Here is a 21,064-nt window from a genome sequence, read left to right on the forward strand (position 1 = left end):
CGGGCGTCTCGAAGGATGCGTTGCGGGCGAGCTATCCGCAACAACGCCTAGGCTTCGCCCTTGCGCTCGTAATCGGCGAGCGAGCTGCGGCCGGCGATCTCGCTGCGGAGCAGCTCGAAGCGCTTGTTCGCCTCCTCCTCATGCATATCGACGAAACGCACGGCGGCCTCGCTCGTCATCGGACCGCTGACAACGGGCGCGGACTGCTCGCCGATGGTCTCGTGGACGTAGTATTGGCCGTCATCGCCCCGATGCACCGTCCATTTGAGGCGGATCGCCACCATCGGTCCCGGTCCGACCTTGCTGTAGCCGTCGGAATCGGTGTGCTCCGGCACCAAGGGTTGCTCGTCGACCACCGGATGGTCCTCAACCGCAGGATGTTCCTCGGCGTGTTCTTCGCCGGCCGGCTGCTCACCGACGACGACGTATTCGGTCTCGCGGACGATCTCGGTTTCGCGGACGACGAGGGCCGGTTCGGGCTGCTCCAGAATACTGGCGATGGTCGCCAGCGCGTGGTCGGTCGGGTCGATCTCTGACAAGGGTCCATCCTCCAGCTCGACGCGGCCGGCAAGTCCGTCCCCCTGCCGCCGCGGCCGGGAACATTAGGCGCGCTTGATTAAGGCTGAGTTGCGGCCCGATCTGCACCAAAATGGGACGCTTTCTGGCGTCCCGAAGGCGGGCAGGAGGCCGCCGGCCTCTCGGTCGCTCAGCCCAGCACGTCCTGATTGATCACGTTCTGCCGGATCGGATCGCCGTCCAGGGCGCTCAGGATGTTGCGCGCGGTCTGCTCGCTCATGCGCTGGACCGCCTCGACCGTGACGCCGGCGACGTGCGGGGCCATGATGACGTTGGGCAGCGCGAACAGCGCGTTGCTGACCGGCGGCGGCTCCACCTCGAACACGTCGATGCCGGCGCCAGCGAGCTTTCCGGACACCAGCGCATCATAGAGCGCCGCTTCCTTCACGATTCCACCGCGCGCGGTGTTGATGAGGTAGGATTTCGGCTTCATGCGGCCGATCCGCGCCGCGTCGAACAGGCCGACCGTCTCCGGCGTCTTCGGGCAGTGGATGGTGACGAAGTCGGCGTGAGGCAGTGCGGCGTCGAGGTCGGTGACCGGCTCGCATCCGGCCGCCTTAATGTCGGCGGCGGGCTTGTAGGGGTCGTAGACCTGCACCTTCATTTCGAACGCCAAACAGCGCTTGGCGGTGCGACTGCCGATGCGGCCGAAGCCAATGACGAGCCCGGTCTTGCCGTAGAGGTCGAACGGCAGCATGCCGAGCCGGTCGGCCCATGTGCCGTCCTTGACGCAGGAATGCAGCTCCTGCGCGCGCTTGGCCAAGGTCAGCATCATGAACAGTGCCGCTTCCGCGACCGAGGGCGAGTTGGCGCTGCCCGCCACCATCAGCGGCACCTTGCGCCGGGAGAGGGCCGGCACGTCGACGGCGTCGTAGCCGACGCCGATGCGAGTCACCACCTTCATGTCGCGGGCGGCCTCGAGCTCGGTCTCGCCAAAGGCGGTGGCCCCGAGCGCGACGCCATGGACCGGCGCATGGCTCTTCAGCAGGGCCTCGAAGTCCTTGGCCGAAATCAGGTTCGAAAATTCGACGAGTTCGATATCGTCCCGCTGGGTGAGGAGGGCGCGCGCCCCTTGCGACAAAGTTTGTGTAACGAAAATCTTCTTCTTGTTGGTCGTCATCGCTCCCGTGCCTGCTCGCGTTTCTTAAGCCGGCGTCACAGCACGACGCCGGTTTCTTCGTTTAGCAGGTGCATGTTGTTGAGGTCCATCGCCAAACGCATGGGAGCCCCGTCCGTAGCGCCGGCATTGGGATCGACGCGGCCGCAGACCGGCGTGCCGTCGAGCCCGAAATAGACCAGGGTCTCCATCCCCATCGGCTCGGTGACGTCGAGCACGGTGTCGAAGGTCTCGACCCCCGGCGCAAGATGCGCGTGGGACTCGGTGAGATGCTCGGGCCGGATGCCGAGCAGCAGCTTGTCGGTGCGCGGCAGCGCGTTGTAGCGCGCGGCGCGGGCGGGCGGCAGCGCGAAGGCGATGCGGTCGGTGAGGCGAAGCTGAAGCGTGCCGCCGACATCCTCGAGCCGGCACGGGATGAAGTTCATCGCGGGCGAGCCGATGAAGCCCGCAACGAAGCGGGTCGCAGGCTTGTGGTAGAGCTCGTTCGGCGTGCCGATCTGCTCGATGCGGCCCTTGTTCATCACCACGACGCGATCGGCCAGCGTCATCGCCTCGACCTGGTCGTGGGTGACGTAGACGGTGGTGGTGCGCACCTTCTGGTGCACCTTCTTGATCTCGATTCGCATTTGCACGCGCAGCTTGGCGTCGAGATTGGACAAGGGCTCGTCGAACAGAAAGACCTTGGGATTGCGCACGATGGCGCGTCCCATCGCGACGCGCTGGCGCTGGCCGCCGGAGAGCTGCTTCGGCTTGCGGTCGATCAGGTCGGTGATGTCGAGGAGGCGGGCGGCCTCGGTGACACGCGCCTTGATCTCTGCCTTCGGGTAGTGCTTCAGCCGCAGCCCGAACGACATGTTCTCGGCGACCGTCATGTGCGGGTAGAGCGCGTAGTTCTGGAACACCATCGCGATGTCGCGGTCCTTCGGCGGCACGTCGTTGACGACGTCGCCGCCGATCATGATGTCGCCGTCGCTGATGTCCTCGAGCCCGGCGATCATGCGCAGCGTCGTCGACTTGCCGCAGCCGGAGGGGCCGACCAGCACGATGAACTCATGATCGGCGATATCGAGGTCGATGCCGCGCACGGCTTCGACATCGTCGTAACGCTTGACTACCTTCCGCAGAGCAACGTCAGCCATGAGTCATCAACCCTTTGTCGCACCGGCGGTCAGGCCGGCAATGTAGTAGTCCATCAGGAATGCATAGATGATCAGCGGCGGCGCGGCGCCGAGCAGCGCGCCGGTCATGATCTGCCCCCAGTTGAACACGTCGCCCTTGATCAGCGTGGTTGTGATGCCGACCGGCAGCACGAGCTGATCCACCGACGTCGTGAACACCAGGGGATAGAGGAATTGCGCCCAGGACACCGTGAAGGCGAAGATGGTCGCGGCGATCAGGCCCGGCAACGCGACCGGGATGAAGATCCGCGTCAGGGTCTGCAGCCAGGAAGCGCCGTCGATGAGGGCGGCCTCATCGAGCTCCTTCGGGATCGAGGCAAAATAGCCGATCATGATCCAGGTGCAGAACGGCACCGTCAGCGTCGGATAGATGAACAGCAGCACGTACCATCGGTTGAGCAGCGTGATGCCGGTGTAATCCTGAACCACACCGAGCATCTTGAACAGCGGGATGAACAGGAGACTGTCGGGGATCAAATAGGTGAGGAAGACGCCGGTGGCCAAGGTAGCCGAGCCCCAGAACTTCATCCGCGCCAGCGCGAACGCGGCGGGGATGCTGATCAGCATCGTGATGAACACGACCACGATCGACACGACCGACGAATTCCAGAAAAAGCGCAGGAACTGGTTCGAGGTCAGCAGCTCGACATAGTTCGACAGCGTCGGGTGGAACACCCACCAGGGATTGGTCGCCGCCGAGATCTCCGCGCTGCTCTTGAGAGAGGTGATCAGCATGTAGATCGGCGGCGTCAGGAAGAAGATCGCGAACAGCACCAGGAAGAAATAGGACCAGCGCAGCGCCCAGGCGCGGTCGCGGCTCATGCTGCCATACTTGACCTTGCGGGAGGGACCGGCCTTGTCGATTGTGAGCGTGCTCATCAGGCTTCATTCCCGCGTTTGTTGACGTCGCGCAGGATGAAGATCGCTGCGACGGCGAGGATAGGCACCATGAACAGCGACACGCAGGCGCCGAGCGGAATGTCGCTGCTCTGGATGCCGACCTGGAATGCCCAGGTGGCGAACAGATGCGTCGTATCCAGCGGGCCGCCTGATGTCAGGATGCGCACGATGTCGAAATTGGCGAAGGTGACGATCAGCGAGAACAGGGTGGTGATGGCGATGATGTTGCGCATCATCGGCAGCGTGACGTACCAGATCCGCTGCCACCAATTGGCGCCGTCGATCGCGGCGGCCTCATAGAGCTGGTCGGGGACCGACTTCAGCGCGGCGAGATACATGATCAGGAAGAACGGCGCGCCGTACCAGACGTTGACGAGGATGACGGAGAAGCGCGCCCAGAAGGTGTCACCCAGCCATGGGATCGGACCGACGCCGAAGAAGGAGAGCGTGTAGTTGAATGCGCTGTAGGACGGATCGAACAGCCAGAGCCAGGCCAGCGTGCTCATCGCCGGCGGAATCACCCAGGGCACCAGCAGCATGCCGCGCCATTTGCGCTGCTTCTTGCCGGGAATGTTGTGGACGAAATGCGCGACGATGAAGCCGATCAGCGCCTTGAAGATCACGGCGGTGATCGCAAAGATGCAGGACTGCTGCACCACCATCCAGAAAGTCTCGCGCTTGAACAGGAAGGTGAAATTGCCGAGGCCGACGAATTTCGTCATCGCCTTGTTCAACGTCGCCAGATAGAGCGAATAGAAGGCGGGGTAGAGCACCAGCAGCGCGATCAGGAGGATCAGCGGCAGCGTCAGGAAGAACGCAACCGTGGATTTTCGCCCGAGCGCATTGCGCAGGCTCTTTCCCTTGCGCGCGCCCGTCGCACGGGCGACGCGACCTCGCTCAACGACGACATCGGCCATGTCAGCATCCCTGGGTCAGTCTTCTTGCAAGTTGTAGGCAGTCCAACCTTGGAGCCGGCCACAGCGGTCGGCCTCAAATCTTGCGGACCGGAAGGCGGAGCCCTGGCGGCTCGCGCGCCTTGCGCAAGCCGCCTTCGCTCATCCCCGCCTAGCTCCGCATGAAGCCTTCGCACTCGCCCTCGGCCCAGGCGAGCGCCTGCTCCATCGTCTCGCCGCGCGCGAACCGCAGCGCCATCTTGGTCAGCGTCGCCTGGAAGTAGATCTGCTGCGCGATCTTGGGCGGCGCGGGCGACGCGGCGATCGACAGCGTCTGGTGCTTGTAGGGGTCAGGATAGTGGAAGAGCGTTCCCTTCGGCGGCCCTTCTTCCGCCCAGGTCGGGAATTTGCTCATGTTCGCATAGGCCGGCAGGTCATAGCCGCCGCTCACCGCAACGAACTTCTCGATCGACGATGGCGAGGACAGGTGAACGAGCAGGCTCTTGGCCGCCTCCTTGTTCTTGCCGAAGCTCCAGACGCCCCAGAAGTAGGGCAGGTACGGTGCGAACCGTCCCTTGGGGCCGGACGGGAAGCCGTGCGTCCAGCACTGCTCGGCGACCTGCGGCGCGTCGCGCTTGGCAACGGCCCAGGCGCTCGGCGGATTGAGGATCATCGCGCCGCGGCCGGAGATCAGCCATTTGTTGTTGGAGGCGTCGTCCCAGGACGGTGCATCCGGCGGCAGGAAGGCGATCAGCTTCTTGTAGAACTCCATCGCCTGGCGAACCTGATCGGTCTTCACCGTGATATCGCCCTTGGCATTGACGAGCTCGGCGCCGAACGACTGGAAGATCGCGCCCGCGGTGTCCACGCTGTCGGTGGTCTCGCCGAGACCGATGCCGAACGCGAAGCCCGCCTTGTGGCAAGCCTCGGCCGCCTTCAGGAAGGTCTCCATGGTCCAGTTTTCGACCTTGGGCGGGCCGCCGACCGGATACATCTCCTGCACGTCGATGCCGGCATGCTTCTTCATCAGATCGATGCGGGAGCAGGGGCCCTTGATCTGGCTGCCGGGTGTCGCGGGCGTCGCGAGCCATTTGCCGCCCGACTGTCCGAGATATTTGACGGTGCCGTTCACCTCGCCGTTCTGCTTGAGCAGCGGCTCCATGATGTCGTTGAGCGGCTCGAGATTCTCGGCATAGGCTTGCGGCCACCAGCTCGGCATCTGCAGGATGTCATGGCCGGACTTGGCCTGCGCTTCGGCCGCCGCGGTCAGCTCGAGCTTCTTGTTGTTGCTGGTGATGTAGTCGATGGAGACTTCGACTTTCTCCTTCGCAGCCCATTCGTTGACGAGATCGGTCGAGGCCTTGTTGGCGCCCGGCACCCAATGGTCCCAGAAGCCGATCGAGAGTTTGCCGGCGGCGTAGGCGCCCCGGACATAGGGCGCCGTGATCAGCGCCGCGGAGGACATTGCAGTGGCAGCCACAAATTGACGTCGCGTAAGTGTCTTTCGTGACATCTCGTTTCCTCGCTTGGGTGTTTTATTGTTCTGGTGTTTCCTCTGAACTCTTCCGAGTTTTGCGTTGATTTTCTTGTTGGCGTTTCTTGTCGGTCGTTCTTGTCGGTGCCGTCAGCGTCGATCTGGATCATGCGCCGCGCGACAAAATTGGTAGCGCGATCAGATCATGATTGATCGCGTCTGTCGAGAAAGGCGAAGGCACTTCATCTAGAACTAACGTTGTGCCTGAAAGCGCGGCAGTGCCGCTTGCATCACGTGCCGGAAGTGAAACGCACGCGCTCGTTTTTGCGATGCACACATCGCCTCGGCCGGTCGGAAACGATCCGTGCGCAATTACGCCGCAGTTCCGAATAAGCCTCCCTAACCGCTTCGCACGCAACGCTTTTCGGGCGTGGACAGCAATCGGCTGCGTCTGGACCTCGAAGCGGCGGAAACGATAGAGTTGCGACCGGCGGGATAGCTCCCACCCGACAGGCCAATGAGTTCGATGATGGAGACGAGAATGATCCACCCGGCGGCGCCAGCGCGACATTACTTGCGACGATCGCTCGTGCTGGGTTCTGTCCTCGCGTTGTTGCTCGGTGTCGCCGCAGTCGCGAACGCTCAAGGATTGGTCAAGGGCGTGCAGGAGGGGGCGGCGGCCGGGAACAAGGCGGCCGGCCCGGTGGGTGGCGTGCTCGGCGGCGCGATCGGCGGCGTGGTCGGCGTGTTCACCGGCGTGCTCGGCGTCGGCAACAACAACACCAACCAGGCGCCGGCCGCCAAGGACGCCAACAAGGACGCCGGCAAGGACGCCAAGCAGCAGGGCGCCGGCAAGGACAAGGATGCCAAGAGCGCCAAGGAGAGCGCCAAGGAGAGCGCCAAGGCAGGCAAAGGCGCAAAGGCGAGCAAAGAAGCCAAGAACGCGCCGAGCTCGCCGCAGGACAACAAGGACAATAAGGATGTCACCGTCCTCACCCAGCCCGGCGCGCCGCAACAGACCGCCGAGCAGATCGTGGCCAACAGCGATTCCTATATCGAGCGGATTAAGACCGAGCTGAACCTCACGCCCGACCAGGAGAAGCACTGGTATGGCTTCTCGAGCGCAATGCACTACTTGGGGCATAATGGTGCAGAGCGCCTCAACCTGCGGGTTGCGCGCGCCAAGCGCGATCCGCCCGACGACATCATCGAGCAGATGCGCAACGAGGCGCAATTCCTGATCGACCGGGCCGCCGATCAACGCAACGTCGCCGATGCCGCCGAGCCGCTCTATTCGAGCCTCGATGACAAGCAGAAGCAGGTCTTCATCCAGGAGATGGTGCGCCTCAGCCACGAGCGCGGCCTGGATTGATCAAGTTGAATCGGATGGCGGGCGCCTGAATGAACGGCGCCCGCCACGAATTCGTGAATCCTCCCCGCAATTCGGGTATGGTTAGCTTCGCGAGGCTGACTGCGGGGTTGATATGGCGGACGGACTCTCCGTTTTCCTGGTCGAAGACGAGGCGTTGATCCGGATGATGATGGCCGACATGGTGGTTGAGCTCGGCCACCACGTCGTCGCGGAAGCGGACAATGTCCGGGACGCGAGCGCCTTTGCGATGACCGCGCAATACGATTTCGCCATCCTCGACATCAATCTCAAGGGTCTCTACGTCGATCCTGTAGCCGACCTGATCGAGCGCCGCGGCAAGCCGTTCCTGTTCGCCACCGGCTACGGGCCGGAATTGCTGCCGTCCCTGCTCCGGCGCAGACCCATCCTGCGCAAACCGATTTCGATCGATCAGCTCAAGGGGATGATCGATTCGCTGTTTCCGGAAGCTACAGCGGAGGTGCCGCGCTGAGCGAGGGCAACGATGCCGCGCCGAACGACGGCAAAGATGCCGCGTAGGATCGCCAACCAAAATGGTCGCCCGTGGGGGCGATTTCACGAAGGAATTGCGCGCGGCCTCAGATCAGGCCGGCGCTGAGATCGATGCCGCGCGCCATCAGGCCGAACGAGGCGAAGAGGCCGGCGCAGCAGAACAGCAAGATTGTCTTGAACGAAGAACTGGCGAAACGCGTTTCGGCGACGGCCGGCATCGCGGCGAGCGAAATCATGCTCATATTCATTGCCCCTTTTGTTGATCCTGAATTGCATCAGGTGAGGGAACTCTTGGAGCAAAAAGTTTGACGTGAGATTGCGAGGGATCCTTAACGGAATCGCAACCGGCACGCATCAGCGCGCGTCCGCCCCGGGCTCGCAAGTCTCAGCTGCGGCCGTTTCTCAGGACGGTTGCGATGGTATGGGCCGTCATGGCGGCGCGATCCGAGGCGCGCTGGGCGGCCAGCCGGTCTCGCGCCTTCTCCTCGATCAGGAGCTCGATGAGGGCCAGCCGCTTGTCCTCGTCGTCCGCCTCGGTCAGCAGGCGGTGATAGCGGCGATAGTCGAATCCAACGTCCTGCTTACGCATGTCACGCCCCCCGCAACCAACGCCACACACTCGGCGGATTGTTTCCCATGGGAAACAATCCGGCAAGCACCATCCTGCGTGGAATCCGGCTTTGGATGCAATCAGCTGTGGATTGGTTAACGGACCGGAAGGTGTCCGCCGGCTGCGCTTCAATCCGGATTGTGGTCGGCGAACATCTTCAGGCCGAGGAAGCTCGCATCGGGTCTGGTGACCAGCCGGGTCGGAATGTTGCGCAAGTAATCCTGGAAGCGTCCCTTGGCTTCGAAGCGGGCGCGGAAGGCCGAGGCGGCGAGGAACTCGGGAAAGCGCGGGGCGATCCCGCCGGCGATGTAGACGCCGCCGCGGGCGCCGAAGGTCACCGCGAGATTGCCGGTGACCGAGCCGAGGGTGGCGCAAAACATCTCCAGCGTCGCGCGGCTATGCGCACAACTGCCGTCCAGGGCCGCCTTGGTGATGGCAGCGGCATCGCGCTGCGGCACCTGGGCGCCGTCGACCTCCGCGAGAGCTTCGTAGAGGCTTTGCAAGCCTGAGCCCGACAGTGCGCCGCGCTCGATCGAGACATGGCCGAGGCGCCGGCGCAAGCACGCGATCACGCGCTCCTCGCGCTCGTTCTCGGCCGGCAGCGTCGCGTGCCCAGCTTCGGTGACGACAGCCAGGCGCGCGCCGTGGCGCTCGACCAGACAGGAGACGCCAAAGCCGGTTCCAGGCCCGACCACCAGCAGCGGTTCTCCGGGCAAGCCGTCCTGTCCGCCGAGCGGGATCAGATCGGCCGCCTGCAAGGCCGGCAGGGACCAGGCCACAACCTCGAAATCGTTGAGCACGTGGACGCTGTCGAAGCCAAGCGCCGGCTGGAGCTCGTTGCCGTCGATGACCCAGGGGCTGTTGGTCATGACGCAGCGGTTGTTGGTGACCGGGCCCGCTACAGCCAGCACGGCGCGTCGGGGCGGCTCGCCGCCAGTTTTGCGGGCCAGCACTTCGACGATAGCTTCCCGGACGGTCGGGAAGTCGGCGACCTTCACGTAGTCGATCGGCCCGGTCTGGCCGCCATCGTGCTGGCTCAGCGCGAAGCGCGCATTGGTGCCGCCGATATCGGCGAGAAGAATGTTTCCTGTCTTGCCGATACCCATGACCCTGCGGCTGCCGCGGCCGTGCCAGCCTACGGGAACCCTGTCTCCGTTCCTGATCCGATCCGCAACGGCGCGGACGGTCCGAGAATCCTCGCTTGATTGTGCCTAGTCAACACGGACTGGGCCGAAGCGTTGCATCCTGGCATGCCCGCTGGCCATCGGTGCGGTATCGCCCCATGCTGGCGGTGGTTGCGAAGCTGCTCCGGAAGATCGACATTGGGCGGAGCGCTCGGCGCCCGGCGCCGGGCGGATCCGATGGAGCCTTGCGATGAAGATTGCCGATCGCGACGTGCTGCTGGTGATCGACGTGCAGAACGATTTCTGCACCGGTGGTGCTCTGGCCGTGCCCGCCGGCGAGAAAGTCGTGCCCGCCATCAATCGCATCGCCCAAAAATTCACCAATATGGTGCTGACCCAGGACTGGCATCCGGCCGATCATGTGTCCTTCGTGCCGAACCATGCGGGCAAGCAGCCGTTCCAGACCGTCGAGCTGAGCTACGGCACGCAGGTGCTCTGGCCGCCACATTGCGTGCAGGGCACGGCCGGCGCCGAATTTCACCGAGATCTGGATGTCACAAGAGCGTGCCTGGTCGTGCGCAAGGGCTTTCGCCGCGGCACCGATTCCTATTCGGCGCTGTTCGAGAACGACCACAGGACGCCGACGGGCCTGCTCGGCTATTTGCGCGAGCGCGAGCTGAAGACCGTCTTCGTTGCGGGTTTAGCGCTGGATTTCTGTGTCCGCTTTTCGGCCGAGGATGCCCGCAAGGCCGGGTTCGAGGTCGCGGTGATCGAGGATGCCTGCCGCGGCATCGACCTCCACGGCTCCATGGCGGCTGCCCATCGCAGTTTTGGCGAGCTCGGCATTTCCGTCATCAGCTTCGAGGCGTTCCTGTGAGGAGTGCGAGATAGACGTGGCACAGAAGACAGGCAAACAGCCGGGCGGACCGGATCCCATCCCCGACGACCCGCTGCTGTGGCCATTTGCAGCGGCCCGGCTCGCCATGGATGCCTGCTTCTGGTGGATGGAGCGGGGACCGCCTGAGCCGGCCGACAGCAGCCTGCCTTGGACGACGCCGAGCACGGTCGCGCTGGAGCTTGCGACCATGCGCCTGCGCGAATGCTCGACGGGCCGCTCCGGCCAGCCGGCGCTGGTCTGCGCGCCCTATGCGTTGCATCGAGCGCTGATTGCCGATTTCGCGCCCGGGCACAGCGTTCTGCAGTCGCTGCAAAATGGCGGCATCGACCGCGTCTATCTCACCGACTGGCGGTCGGCGACGCCAGACATGCGCTATCTCTCGATCGACAGCTATCTTTCGGATCTCAACGTCGCCATCGACGAGATCGGTGCGCCGGTCGATCTCGTCGGTCTGTGCCAGGGCGGCTGGCTGTCGCTGCTCTATGCGGCGCGCTTTCCGGCCAAGGTGCGGCGGCTGGTGCTGGCAGGCGCACCGGTCGACCTGTCGATCGATTCCGCGCTGTCCCGGCTCACCCGCAATGCGCCCGAGATGGTCTATGATCAGCTCGTCGCCCGCGGCGGCGGCAATGTCAGTGGCGAGGAGATGCTGCGCTTCTGGTCGAGAACGCCAAGCCGCGATGATATCGCGGTGGCCATGCAGAGGGAGCTTGCGGACGAGGAGGGGGCGGCGCTGCTCGTGCGCTTCGACCGGTGGAACGTGGAGACGCTCGATCTGCCGGGCACGTATTATCTCGAGATCGTCAACCGGATTTTCCGGGAGAACCGGATCGCCGGCGGCGATTTCGTCGCGCTCGGCCGCAAGATTCGTCTCAAGAACGTCAAGGCGCCGATCTTCCTGCTGGCCGGGCTCGACGACGAGGTGGTGCCGGCGACTCAGGCACTCGCGACCGCCCGGCTTGTCGGTACGCCGCCCGCCTTCATTGCAGCGGCCTCCGAGCCGAGCAATCATCTCGGCCTGTTCATGGGCGCGCGAACCCACGCGCATGCCTGGCCCCGGATCGCGGAGTGGCTGCGGGGCGACCTGTCCGGCGTCCTGGCCCGCAGCGCTTGACGTCGCCGGACGCTGGACCGGCCGGGGCGCAAACCCGTTATGCATGATGGCGGATGGCCTGCACGGGGCCGGATCGATGGGCTACATATGACCGGAGCTGATGGCGGCGGTCGGCCGGAAGAGACTCAAGGGTACTGCGCTCGATGACGTTCCACTCAATCTACACCCACGGATTTGCGCGCGTGGCGGCCTGCGTGACCACCTCCCATGTGGCCGATCCCTCAGCCAATGCGGAGGCGATCCTGGCGGCGGCCAATGCCTGCCACGAGCAGTCGGTGGCGGTGGCCGTGTTCCCCGAGCTGTGCCTGTGCGGTTATGCGATCGAAGACCTGGTGAAGCAGGATCCGCTGCTCGATGCGGTCGAGCGCGGGCTCGCCGCCATCGTCGGGGCCTCTGCCGCTCTGATGACCGTGCTGATCGTCGGCGCGCCGCTGCGTTTTGGTCATCGTATCTACAACTGCGCCGTCGTCATCCATCGCGGCCACGTCCTCGGCGTCGTGCCGAAATCCTACCTGCCGACCTACCGCGAGTTCTACGAGGGGCGCCATTTCGCCTCCGGCGCCGGCATCGCCGGCGAGACCATTGCTTTTGGCGGTCTGCACGCGCCATTCGGCGTCGACCTGCTGTTCGCAGCCGAGGACGTCCCGGGCCTGACCATCGGCGTCGAGATCTGCGAGGACATGTGGATCCCGGTGACGCCGGCCTCGGAGCTGGCGCTCGCCGGCGCCAGCGTGCTGATCAATCTCTCGGGCAGCCCGATCACGATCGGCCGGGCCCGCTCGCGCGCGCTGCTGTGCCAGTCGACCTCCGCGCGCTGCCTCGCGGCCTATGTCTATTCCGCCGCGGGGGCAGGGGAATCGACCACGGATCTCGCCTGGGACGGCCAGACCGCCATCTACGAGAACGGCGTGCTGCTGGCTGAGGGCGAGCGTTTCCGCCAGGGCGGCCAGATCACCTATGCCGACGTCGACCTCGACCTGCTTCGGCAGGAGCGCGCGCTGATGGGCACGTTCGACGACAACCGCCGACAGCGCGAGGCGTTCTTCCGCAAGATCGCGTTCGCCTTGAAGCCGCCGGCCGCCGACATCGGCTTCCTTCGCAAGATCGAGCGTTTCCCGTTCGTGCCGAGCGATGAGAGCCTGCTCGAGCAGGACTGCTACGAGGCCTACAACATCCAGGTCGCCGGCCTCGTGCAGCGCATGCGCGCGACCGGCACCAAGCGCGTCGTGATCGGCGTCTCCGGCGGCCTCGACTCCACGCATGCGCTGATCGTCGCCGCCAAGGCGGTCGATCTGCTCGGCCTGCCGCGTGAAAACATCCTCGGCTACACCATGCCCGGCTTTGCCACCGGCAGCGAGAGCAAGACCAATGCGTTGGCGCTGATGAAGGCGTTGCAGACGAGCTCGCAGGAGCTCGACATCCGCACCACGGCGACGCAGATGCTGAAGGACATCGGCCACCCCTTCGGCAAGGGCGAGAAGGTCTACGACGTCACCTTCGAGAACGTGCAGGCCGGCCTGCGCACGGACTATCTGTTCCGCCTCGCCAATCACCATGGCGGCATCGTCATCGGAACCGGCGACCTCTCCGAGCTCGCGCTCGGTTGGTGCACCTATGGTGTCGGCGACCAGATGGCGCATTACAACGTCAACGCCGGCGTGCCGAAGACGCTGATCCAGCATCTGATCCGCTGGGTCATCGCCTCGAAGCAGTTCAGCGGCGACGTGAACCGGACTCTGGGTTCGATCCTCGCGGCGGAGATCTCGCCCGAGCTGGTTCCCGTGCAGCCCGGCGAAAAGCCGCAGAGCACGGAAGCCTCCGTCGGTCCCTACGAGCTGCAGGATTTCAACCTGTTCTACACCCTCCGCTTCGCCATGCGGCCGTCCAAGATCGCCTTCATGGCACTGCAGGCGTGGAGGGACGTCAGCAAGGGCGAGTGGCCGCCGGCGTTCCCGAGCGACAAGCGCAAGGCCTATGATCTGCCGGAGATCCGGCGCTGGTTAGAGGTGTTCCTGCGCCGCTTCTTCGCCTTCAGCCAGTTCAAGCGATCGGCGATGCCGAACGGCCCGAAGGTCTCGGCCGGCGGCTCATTGTCGCCGCGCGGCGACTGGCGCGCACCATCGGATTCCACCGCCACGGCCTGGCTCGAGGATCTCGAGCGCAACGTGCCGAGCTGATTGGCGCGGCGGATCGATTGCCGGGGAGACGATCTGATGTCGGCCGGGAAAGGCGCAGAAGCAGGTGAGGCGGCCAGCGTCGTCAACGGCCTCTACATCTTCGACATCGAGATGCGTGAGGGAAAGCGCGGGCAGGCGCGAGGCGTGGTCGTGCTCTGCGACGGCCGCATCATGGGCGGCGACAGCTATTTCTACTATACCGGCAGCTACACGTTCCGGAACGGGAAGTGGCGTGGTGACATGATCGTCAACCAGCACACGGAAGCGGTCGGCCGGACGCTTGTGTTCGGAGGCAGGGAGGTCACCTGCGGCTTTTCCGGCGACTATTTCCCCGGCGGCGCCGAGGTCCAAGGCATGGCGCTGGTCGGCAAGACCAGCGTGACGTTCACGGCACGGCTGACGCTGAAGGATGCAATGTGAGCTGACGCCCGCACCGAGCTGTGTCGCGGCAAGCACATGTGAACTCTGGGATATGCCGGCGCCCGCGCTGATGGAAAGCGCGAGGTCCGGAGTGCCTAGGAGTCCGGACCTCGTCACCTCGCCCCAGCCTTCGATCCCACGCCCCATGTGGTCCCCCAACCCCTTGGTGCGCGATCAGAGGGTGATGCCCTGGAACTGGCCGCCGATCGATATCGCGCGATGTACGCGAGATCGAAATAGGATTCCATTCCGGAGCACTACGGACTCGCGCCGTGATGATGACGGCGGTCGCCGGCTTCACGGTCCCGCGCTTCGTCCTCGCGCTGCTGCTGGTTCTGGTGTTCGCGTGCAGCTCGGCTGGTTGCCGTCGAGCGGACAGGACAGCTGGCGCCACGCCATTTTGCCGATCACGACGCTCAGCCTCGGCGACGCGGCGGTGCTGGCGCGCTTCACCCGCAGCGCGATGCTCGAGGTGCTGGGCCAGCGCTATATCCGCACCGCCGCCGCAAAAGGCGTGCCGTGGCGCAAGGTGGTGACGTCGCATGCGCTGCCGAACGCCGCGATCCCGACCTCGGCCTCGGGGTACAGCCGCCGATGACCAGCCTCGGCAACATGGTCGGCTGCTATGGCTGCGAATACCTGACCCACGCGCCCTGGATCATGCTGGCGCCGGCGACCACCATCGACCACGCTGGCGGTCTCGGTGATCGGCGAGTGGCTGCGCGACCGGCTCGATCCGACCCTGCAATAGGCGCCTGTAGCCCGCGCCGGGAGCAGGGGAGCCCTGTCAGGCCCAAGTTCCCGTTGCACCTCGCCGGCCCCTGCGCTATCCGGCCGGAAAGGCCTGAGGCGGCTCCACATTCTTCCGCCCGGCCGATCAAGCCCCGAGGACGGAAACCGCCATGCCAGCCTATCGCTCCCGCACCACCACCCACGGCCGCAACATGGCGGGCGCCCGCGGCCTCTGGCGCGCGACGGGCATGAAGGACGCAGATTTTGGCAAGCCGATCATCGCGGTCGTCAACTCCTTCACCCAGTTCGTGCCCGGTCACGTCCATCTCAAGGACCTCGGCCAGCTCGTCGCTCGCGAGATCGAGCAGGCCGGCGGCGTGGCAAAGGAGTTCAACACCATCGCCGTCGATGACGGCATCGCCATGGGCCATGACGGCATGCTCTACAGCCTGCCGTCGCGGGAGCTGATCGCCGACAGCGTCGAATACATGGCCAACGCCCACTGTGCCGACGGCCTCGTCTGCATCTCCAACTGCGACAAGATCACGCCCGGCATGCTGATGGCGGCGCTGCGGCTCAACATCCCCGCCGTATTCGTCTCGGGCGGGCCGATGGAGGCGGGCAAGGTCAAGCTGCAGGGCAAGACCAAGGCCGTCGACCTCATCGATGCCATGGTCGCCGCAGCCGACTCCAAGGTCAGCGACGAGGACGTCAAGGTGATCGAGCGCTCGGCGTGCCCGACCTGCGGCTCCTGCTCGGGCATGTTCACCGCCAACTCGATGAACTGCCTCACCGAGGCGCTTGGCCTCGCGCTCCCCGGCAATGGCTCGGTGGTCGCGACCCACGTCGACCGCAAGCGCCTGTTCGTCGAGGCCGGCCACACCATCGTCGACCTCGTGCGCCGCTATTACGAGCAGGACGATGCCTCGGTGCTTCCGCGCAACATCGCCAACTTCAAGGCGTTCGAGAACGCGATGACGCTCGACATCGCCATGGGCGGCTCGACCAACACGGTGCTGCATCTGCTCGCCGCCGCTCATGAAGGGCAGGTGGAGTTCACCATGCGCGACATCGACCGGCTTTCTCGTCGTGTGCCCGTGCTCTGCAAGGTCGCGCCGTCGGTTGCCGACGTGCATGTCGAGGACGTGCACCGGGCCGGCGGCATCATGGGCATTCTCGGCGAGCTCGACCGCGCCGGCCTGATCGACACCTCGGTGTCCACCGTGCACGCGCCGACCATGAACGAGGCGCTGGAGCGCTGGGACATCAAGCGCACCAAGAGCGAGGCGGTGCGCACCTTCTACCGCGCCTCGCCCGGCGGCATCCCCACGCAAGTCGCGTTCAGCCAGGAGCGCCGTTACGACGAGCTCGATGCCGACCGCGAGAATGGCGTGGTGCGCGACCTCGCGCACGCCTTCAGCAAGGACGGCGGCCTCGCCGTGCTCTACGGCAACCTCGCGCAGGACGGCTGCATCGTGAAGACCGCCGGCGTCGATTCCTCGATCCTGAAATTCGCAGGCCCCGCGCGCGTGTTCGAAAGCCAGGACGCAGCCGTGGAAGGCATTCTGGGCGGCAAGGTTGTCGCCGGCGAGGTCGTCGTCATCATCTACGAAGGCCCGCGCGGCGGCCCCGGCATGCAGGAGATGCTGTATCCGACCAGCTATTTGAAATCGATGGGCCTCGGCAAAGCCTGCGCGCTGGTCACCGACGGACGCTTCTCCGGTGGCTCGTCCGGGCTGTCGATCGGCCATCTGTCGCCGGAGGCGGCCGAGGGCGGCAACATCGGCCTCGTGCGGACCGGCGACGTCATCTCCATTGACATCCCGAACCGCAGCATCACGCTCGAGGTCTCCGACGAGGAGCTCGCCAAGCGTCGCGCGGCGGAAGAGGCGAAGGGCGATGCTGCCTGGCAGGCGACTGGCCGCAAGCGCAACGTCTCGACCGCGCTGCAGGCTTACGCTGCCCTCACCACCAGCGCCGCGCGCGGCGCGGTGCGCGAGGTGAAGCGGCGCTCGAACTGAGCGCGTTTCGCACATGCATGATCGCGAACGCCGCGATCGCACATGGTCAACGAGTTCTGAACGGCCGGCGAGAGCCGGCCGTTGGCATTAAGGATGCTCCGACGAACTTCAGCAGTTCTGGATTTGACAGCGTATACTGCCAACGACCTTCGCACATCCATTTCGGGCAACTGGGGCACCACCACAATGTCTCGTACTCTTGCTGTCGTTTTCTCAACGGCTGTCGCCGCGATGTCCATGACGGGCGCGGCCTCTGCCGGCTGCTACAATTGCTACACGCCGCCGCCCTGCACGACCTGCTATCAGCAGCAATACATTCCGCCGCAATACCGCACCGTCGATGAGACCGTCATGGTCTCGCCGGGCTCGGTGGTCGCGCATCGCACGCCGGCGCAGTACCGCACCGTGATGGTGCCGCAGACCGTGATGGTGGCTCCGCCCGGCGTCCAGTACGAGCGCATCCCGCCGCAATACGCCACGCGCCAGCGCGTCGAGATGGTGTCGCCAGGCTATTCCTATTACGCCCCGGTGCAGATGGGCTGCGCCTCCTGCGGCTACTGACACCCATACGACAACGAACGAGTTTCGCGCGGCGCTCCGTCGGGGCGCCGCGTTTTCTTTTGGCCGCAAGCTAACGGGGCCCGGAACTGGAGCAGAAACTCAGGCCGGGCCCCGCAACCGGCAACGCCCTGGGCGGTGTCGACGGTCCCACCAAGGCTAGTGCACCGGCCTGACACTCGCCTGACAGATCGATTTCCGTGGGAGCGAGGGGCGGCCCCGGCTATGGTGGGGGGCTTGTGGTAAGGCCGGGGCCGCTGGAGGTGCTTGGACTCTTGGGGAAGGCCAAGCGATCGTAGCTTACTCTGCACGCCCGGCGCGCTTCTGTTCGCTTCAGCACATTGCGGGTTCGTTCCAGACCGGAACTTTTCCAGTTTTTCCCGCGCCGATTCACACAGCTTAATGCAAGCAGAAGGATGGCCGCCTTTCCTTGCTCCGTCGAGCAACCGGGGCGTCACCAATGACTGACAAAGAGCCGACGCAGAGCAGGTTTTTCATTCGAATGGGAGGCAAGGGTTGGATGGTCTATGACCGCGAGCGAATGGGCCCAGCACTGATCGGGACCGACATGGCGGCAAACTTGACGAAGGAGCACGCCGAACGGTTGCTACGTGTCCTCATGTCACCGCGCGCGGGGAGCCGTTAAGCGGCGGGCGCCAGGTATCTCGCGATTTTCCCTGCTTCCTGCCACGGCTTCACCGCTTGGCCGCCCGCCAGTTGTTGCTGCTCGGGGTCGAGCGAGATCGTCGAGAATTGTGGCGCGGCAATCGTTGCGGCGCTGTCGCGTTTTGGGGAAACGGCCCCAACTCCGTGACAGGAGGAGTTGGGGCCGAAGTTGCCGGGCGAGCAAGGCTTACGCTTAGCCCGGAGCGACATTTGGCATCGAAGCCAGGTCGCTCGCGATGGGGCAACCGGCGTACCCCGGATTTGCAGTGCCCTGGATCTCCCTCTGTGTGGGTGCAACCGAAGGGGCCCGGTGGTGTCGGCTTGCGGCGGAGCTGTTCTAACCCATTGGCGGAACGAAGCCGCGGCCCTTAATGCCGAACTGCGGACGGCTCCCTTTGCGAACAAGGTGGGCTGGCACGTGCTAGACAGGCGGCGGGAGCGTGTGCACGCCACCATCTGCGGTGCCCTCGGCTTCGAGCCGCCGGCCATCGAACCCGGCCGTCGCTCGGCCCTGACCGGGCTCGGACCGATCAGGGCCGAGGTCCGGCGGCCGTTCTCCGGGAATGTGAATCGGGGACGGCTCTCTCTTCGGGGCCACCCCGAGCAGCGCGATGGCGCGAACCTCTTCCATGCGGTCGAGCGCGCGCTCGGTCGCCGACGACGGATCTCTACGTCGTCGGGTTCTGGAATCTGATGGACGATCTGGATGCCCACGAGGCCGCGATTCTCGCGGCAATGATCGAGCGCTGGTGGTCACGGAGCTTGATGCGAGTCGAGGCGGACGAGCTTTGGTTGCTCGGCGCAAGCGATGACCTCGTGCGGGATGGGGAGATCAGCGCCCGCCTGATGGTCTTCTGCTTCCCTGACCCTTCATACTCTCTGTCGCCAGGCGATTGGTCATCTCGTTCCACTGTTCCCATCGTTCGCAGGCGATGTAGGCTGTTGCTTTGGCTTTTTCGGCACGCGCTTTTTTTGTCTTGGACCACCTGGCCCCCCGGCTTCGTCCCCATGGCAAGGCCAGGCATCTCTGAACGCCTCGAGGGCTAGGGTAATGCCCGGTTCATTCAGTCGATCCGGATTATTGTCGATGTATTGAAGAAGGACCTTGGCACTTTCCAAGGCACTGCCTTGCGCTGGGGGACATGCACGCACGTCAGCCGGCAGATTTGGTGAAAAGAGCATCGCAGTCTCGATCATTCCCTCACACGAGCCGGCGAGGCGGGCTTCGTCCTGATCACGCAACGACTTCTGAATAAGTAGCCCGCAAGATTTCTGCGCGTCGGTTCCCTTATCGACGACCGTGCCGCTGACCCTTCCAATGAGCAAGAGGGCTAGGCCGGCAAGAATGATATAGACCCGCATCGCGTCCCCGAATACCAGCGTAATGACAGCAGCGATCAGCGCACTGATGGCTTAAATTTCGATCTGGCGCGTCCCTTGCGCGAAAGTTCTAGCGAAACGCTAACCTTCCTCGACGGCGCCATGATTCGCATCGCGGTCGTCTTGATCCCGGGCTATGCGCATCTTGGGCTTTTCGGGGCGGGCCGTCCAACCGATCGACGGTTGGTTGCCAGTTTTCGACGGTCAATCTTGCGCCGCACTTTCTCGGATGACGCCATTGACTGAATTCGTGAAGATCTGGCGCCTATCGAGATGGCTGATCAGGAAGGCCGCATGAGCTCAATGCTGAGCGACCTAGCTTCGTTCGGGTTCAAGCTGCACCGTTTTCCGCCCACCGTTCAGCTCTCTGAGTCGGTTTACGTATTCCTCAGGCTTCAGCAGATGAAACGGAGCGTTGAGGCCCATGAAAGTCGCTATGCGTCCGATAAAAGCAGTGCAGTTGGTCGTTGCTGCATTCCACAGCGGAGAAGTCTGCTGCAGGTGTTTGATATAGGCAAAGACCCTCTTGGCATCGGCCTCATTCAAATAGACGCGATAGCTGGCGGTCAGATATTGCTCGTCAAGATCGCCATAGCTCGCGCCTGTCTCAGAGGGGACAAATATGAGGTGTCCCAAGATGTACGGCACTTCGTCGCCGGCCGGAGCCAGACCAGCGACCTCGACCTGCTTTTCGCTGGTCTTCCCGTACCAGATGAATGCATGACCGTACGTTGCTGCCGTGCGGGCACGAAAATCAACGTAGTAGGGACCTTTGGCAGCAGTACTTCGGACTGGCTTCGCAACTGCTGGCTTCACGTCTGACGTGGCGGGCGTGGCACCCGTAACGGCAGCCATGCTCCCCGCATGCTTCGTCGCCGAATTGAGCAGAGCGTCCCGCTGCTGCTGATCGGGACGCGCGGCGAGTGGTTGTGCGCTGCTGATCCCGGCCCCCAAGCCCACGAAGGCCGCCAGTATGGCGGCCTTCGCAAAAAGCTCCAGACCCGGATATTTCCGAATCAGTCCCACCATCTTCGAATCCTCTTGGATCAAAGATCCGTTGCAAAGGTAGCTAACTACCCAAACGAACGCCGTCGGCGTACGATCGGACAGTCAGATCAACCTTTGGTCACCACCGGGGACGCCACCGGATATTTGCCCACCGGGCTCTTACCGACAGGGTATTTGCCGACCGGGTATTTGCCAACCGGCGCAGGGGCAGCGGCAACAGGCTGAGGCCGCGGCAGGTCCGCAGCAACTGCGGTCCCAACGAAGGCCAAAGAAGCGATACCGAGGATTGCGAATTTCAACATCTTGTCCCCACCATTATTGGAGTAGCTTGGGATTCAC

General features: G+C 64.3%; 19 protein-coding genes and 2 pseudogenes. 10 read left to right on the top strand and 11 right to left on the bottom strand.

All coding sequences use genetic code 11. From position 1 onward, the window contains the following. Positions 1-47: 47 nt before the first annotated feature. From ACRQ5Q_RS21415 to ACRQ5Q_RS21440, 6 genes are all read right to left on the bottom strand, one after another. The gene (locus ACRQ5Q_RS21415) at positions 48-539 is read right to left on the bottom strand and encodes a hypothetical protein (RefSeq protein ID WP_439392240.1); all 492 of its coding nucleotides are present in this window, start codon (positions 537-539) and stop codon (positions 48-50) included. A gap of 167 nt (positions 540-706) precedes the next feature. Beyond that, positions 707-1,696 carry a hydroxyacid dehydrogenase gene (locus tag ACRQ5Q_RS21420; protein WP_439368104.1) on the bottom strand — a complete coding sequence of 330 codons (990 nt, stop codon included), beginning with the start codon at positions 1,694-1,696 and terminating at the stop codon, positions 707-709. 35 nt (positions 1,697-1,731) lie between these two features. Further along, on the bottom strand, positions 1,732-2,832 hold the full coding sequence (locus ACRQ5Q_RS21425; protein ID WP_439368102.1) for an ABC transporter ATP-binding protein: 1,101 nt from the start codon (positions 2,830-2,832) through the stop codon (positions 1,732-1,734). A 6-nt stretch (positions 2,833-2,838) separates the two neighbouring features. After that, positions 2,839-3,750, bottom strand: coding sequence for a carbohydrate ABC transporter permease (locus ACRQ5Q_RS21430; protein ID WP_439368100.1), 912 nt, complete (start codon positions 3,748-3,750; stop codon positions 2,839-2,841). Beyond that, entirely contained in the window at positions 3,750-4,688 is a 939-nt protein-coding gene (locus ACRQ5Q_RS21435) for a carbohydrate ABC transporter permease (RefSeq protein WP_439368099.1), read from the bottom strand. The genes ACRQ5Q_RS21430 and ACRQ5Q_RS21435 overlap by 1 nt, the downstream gene beginning before the upstream one ends. Positions 4,689-4,836: 148 nt before the next feature. Next, positions 4,837-6,177, bottom strand: a complete 1,341-nt coding sequence (locus ACRQ5Q_RS21440; protein WP_439368097.1) for an ABC transporter substrate-binding protein — start codon at positions 6,175-6,177, stop codon at positions 4,837-4,839. 502 nt (positions 6,178-6,679) lie between these two features. Here ACRQ5Q_RS21440 and ACRQ5Q_RS21445 point away from each other — a divergent pair. Together ACRQ5Q_RS21445 and ACRQ5Q_RS21450 are read left to right on the top strand one after the other, a co-directional pair. After that, on the top strand, positions 6,680-7,510 hold the full coding sequence (locus ACRQ5Q_RS21445) for a Spy/CpxP family protein refolding chaperone (RefSeq protein ID WP_439368096.1): 831 nt from the start codon (positions 6,680-6,682) through the stop codon (positions 7,508-7,510). A gap of 112 nt (positions 7,511-7,622) precedes the next feature. Continuing rightward, the gene (locus ACRQ5Q_RS21450; RefSeq protein ID WP_439392241.1) at positions 7,623-8,000 is read left to right on the top strand and encodes a response regulator; all 378 of its coding nucleotides are present in this window, start codon (positions 7,623-7,625) and stop codon (positions 7,998-8,000) included. A gap of 106 nt (positions 8,001-8,106) precedes the next feature. Here ACRQ5Q_RS21450 and ACRQ5Q_RS21455 read toward each other — a convergent pair whose 3' ends face one another. The 3 genes from ACRQ5Q_RS21455 to glk form a co-directional block, all read right to left on the bottom strand. After that, positions 8,107-8,262 carry a hypothetical protein gene (locus ACRQ5Q_RS21455; protein ID WP_439392242.1) on the bottom strand — a complete coding sequence of 52 codons (156 nt, stop codon included), beginning with the start codon at positions 8,260-8,262 and terminating at the stop codon, positions 8,107-8,109. 143 nt (positions 8,263-8,405) lie between these two features. Beyond that, entirely contained in the window at positions 8,406-8,609 is a 204-nt protein-coding gene (locus ACRQ5Q_RS21460; RefSeq protein ID WP_439368094.1) for a hypothetical protein, read from the bottom strand. A 149-nt stretch (positions 8,610-8,758) separates the two neighbouring features. Beyond that, the gene (gene glk / locus ACRQ5Q_RS21465) at positions 8,759-9,736 is read right to left on the bottom strand and encodes a glucokinase (protein ID WP_439392243.1); all 978 of its coding nucleotides are present in this window, start codon (positions 9,734-9,736) and stop codon (positions 8,759-8,761) included. 268 nt (positions 9,737-10,004) lie between these two features. Between glk and pncA the strand changes: the two genes are divergently transcribed. From pncA to ACRQ5Q_RS21505, 8 genes and pseudogenes are all read left to right on the top strand, one after another. After that, positions 10,005-10,631 (top strand): bifunctional nicotinamidase/pyrazinamidase, encoded by a 627-nt coding sequence (pncA, locus tag ACRQ5Q_RS21470; protein WP_439392244.1) that lies wholly within the window; start codon positions 10,005-10,007, stop codon positions 10,629-10,631. 16 nt (positions 10,632-10,647) lie between these two features. Continuing rightward, the gene (locus tag ACRQ5Q_RS21475; RefSeq protein WP_439368090.1) at positions 10,648-11,763 is read left to right on the top strand and encodes an alpha/beta fold hydrolase; all 1,116 of its coding nucleotides are present in this window, start codon (positions 10,648-10,650) and stop codon (positions 11,761-11,763) included. Between the two features lie 143 nt (positions 11,764-11,906). Continuing rightward, positions 11,907-13,940 carry an NAD(+) synthase gene (locus ACRQ5Q_RS21480; RefSeq protein ID WP_439392245.1) on the top strand — a complete coding sequence of 678 codons (2,034 nt, stop codon included), beginning with the start codon at positions 11,907-11,909 and terminating at the stop codon, positions 13,938-13,940. A 36-nt stretch (positions 13,941-13,976) separates the two neighbouring features. After that, complete coding sequence (locus ACRQ5Q_RS21485; RefSeq protein WP_439368087.1) at positions 13,977-14,360, top strand: GrlR family regulatory protein; 384 nt, start codon at positions 13,977-13,979, stop codon at positions 14,358-14,360. A gap of 260 nt (positions 14,361-14,620) precedes the next feature. Next, a pseudogene (locus ACRQ5Q_RS21490) lies at positions 14,621-14,931 on the top strand (ABC transporter permease subunit); the annotation flags it as partial. Beyond that, a pseudogene (locus tag ACRQ5Q_RS21495) lies at positions 14,931-15,111 on the top strand (ABC transporter permease); the annotation flags it as partial. The pseudogenes ACRQ5Q_RS21490 and ACRQ5Q_RS21495, both read left to right, overlap by 1 nt. A 151-nt stretch (positions 15,112-15,262) precedes the next feature. After that, positions 15,263-17,113 carry a dihydroxy-acid dehydratase gene (ilvD, locus tag ACRQ5Q_RS21500; protein WP_439392246.1) on the top strand — a complete coding sequence of 617 codons (1,851 nt, stop codon included), beginning with the start codon at positions 15,263-15,265 and terminating at the stop codon, positions 17,111-17,113. 237 nt (positions 17,114-17,350) lie between these two features. Then, a complete protein-coding gene (locus tag ACRQ5Q_RS21505) occupies positions 17,351-17,674 on the top strand; it encodes a hypothetical protein (RefSeq protein WP_439375605.1) in 324 nt (107 codons plus the stop codon). A gap of 1,560 nt (positions 17,675-19,234) precedes the next feature. Here ACRQ5Q_RS21505 and ACRQ5Q_RS21510 read toward each other — a convergent pair. Both ACRQ5Q_RS21510 and ACRQ5Q_RS21515 read right to left on the bottom strand, forming a co-directional pair. Then, positions 19,235-19,699: a Rap1a/Tai family immunity protein gene (locus tag ACRQ5Q_RS21510; RefSeq protein WP_439368081.1), complete on the bottom strand. Its 465-nt coding sequence runs from the start codon at positions 19,697-19,699 to the stop codon at positions 19,235-19,237. A 333-nt stretch (positions 19,700-20,032) separates the two neighbouring features. Continuing rightward, positions 20,033-20,746, bottom strand: a complete 714-nt coding sequence (locus ACRQ5Q_RS21515) for a hypothetical protein (RefSeq protein ID WP_439368079.1) — start codon at positions 20,744-20,746, stop codon at positions 20,033-20,035. Between the last annotated feature and the right edge of the window lie 318 nt (positions 20,747-21,064).

Origin of the sequence: Bradyrhizobium sp. PMVTL-01 (assembly GCF_051861855.1) — a bacterium.
Taxonomy (GTDB): Bacteria; Pseudomonadota; Alphaproteobacteria; order Rhizobiales; family Xanthobacteraceae; genus Bradyrhizobium.

Coding starts and splice junctions, on each gene's coding strand:
- ACRQ5Q_RS21420 (WP_439368104.1), bottom strand. CDS start 1,696: ATGACGACCAACAAGAAGAAGATTTTCGTTACACAAACTTTGTCGCAA.
- ACRQ5Q_RS21425 (WP_439368102.1), bottom strand. CDS start 2,832: ATGGCTGACGTTGCTCTGCGGAAGGTAGTCAAGCGTTACGACGATGTC.
- ACRQ5Q_RS21430 (WP_439368100.1), bottom strand. CDS start 3,750: ATGAGCACGCTCACAATCGACAAGGCCGGTCCCTCCCGCAAGGTCAAG.
- ACRQ5Q_RS21435 (WP_439368099.1), bottom strand. CDS start 4,688: ATGGCCGATGTCGTCGTTGAGCGAGGTCGCGTCGCCCGTGCGACGGGC.
- ACRQ5Q_RS21440 (WP_439368097.1), bottom strand. CDS start 6,177: ATGTCACGAAAGACACTTACGCGACGTCAATTTGTGGCTGCCACTGCA.
- ACRQ5Q_RS21445 (WP_439368096.1), top strand. CDS start 6,680: ATGATCCACCCGGCGGCGCCAGCGCGACATTACTTGCGACGATCGCTC.
- ACRQ5Q_RS21450 (WP_439392241.1), top strand. CDS start 7,623: ATGGCGGACGGACTCTCCGTTTTCCTGGTCGAAGACGAGGCGTTGATC.
- ACRQ5Q_RS21455 (WP_439392242.1), bottom strand. CDS start 8,262: ATGAGCATGATTTCGCTCGCCGCGATGCCGGCCGTCGCCGAAACGCGT.
- ACRQ5Q_RS21460 (WP_439368094.1), bottom strand. CDS start 8,609: ATGCGTAAGCAGGACGTTGGATTCGACTATCGCCGCTATCACCGCCTG.
- glk (WP_439392243.1), bottom strand. CDS start 9,736: ATGGGTATCGGCAAGACAGGAAACATTCTTCTCGCCGATATCGGCGGC.
- pncA (WP_439392244.1), top strand. CDS start 10,005: ATGAAGATTGCCGATCGCGACGTGCTGCTGGTGATCGACGTGCAGAAC.
- ACRQ5Q_RS21480 (WP_439392245.1), top strand. CDS start 11,907: ATGACGTTCCACTCAATCTACACCCACGGATTTGCGCGCGTGGCGGCC.
- ACRQ5Q_RS21485 (WP_439368087.1), top strand. CDS start 13,977: ATGTCGGCCGGGAAAGGCGCAGAAGCAGGTGAGGCGGCCAGCGTCGTC.
- ilvD (WP_439392246.1), top strand. CDS start 15,263: ATGCCAGCCTATCGCTCCCGCACCACCACCCACGGCCGCAACATGGCG.
- ACRQ5Q_RS21505 (WP_439375605.1), top strand. CDS start 17,351: ATGACGGGCGCGGCCTCTGCCGGCTGCTACAATTGCTACACGCCGCCG.
- ACRQ5Q_RS21510 (WP_439368081.1), bottom strand. CDS start 19,699: ATGCGGGTCTATATCATTCTTGCCGGCCTAGCCCTCTTGCTCATTGGA.
- ACRQ5Q_RS21515 (WP_439368079.1), bottom strand. CDS start 20,746: ATGGTGGGACTGATTCGGAAATATCCGGGTCTGGAGCTTTTTGCGAAG.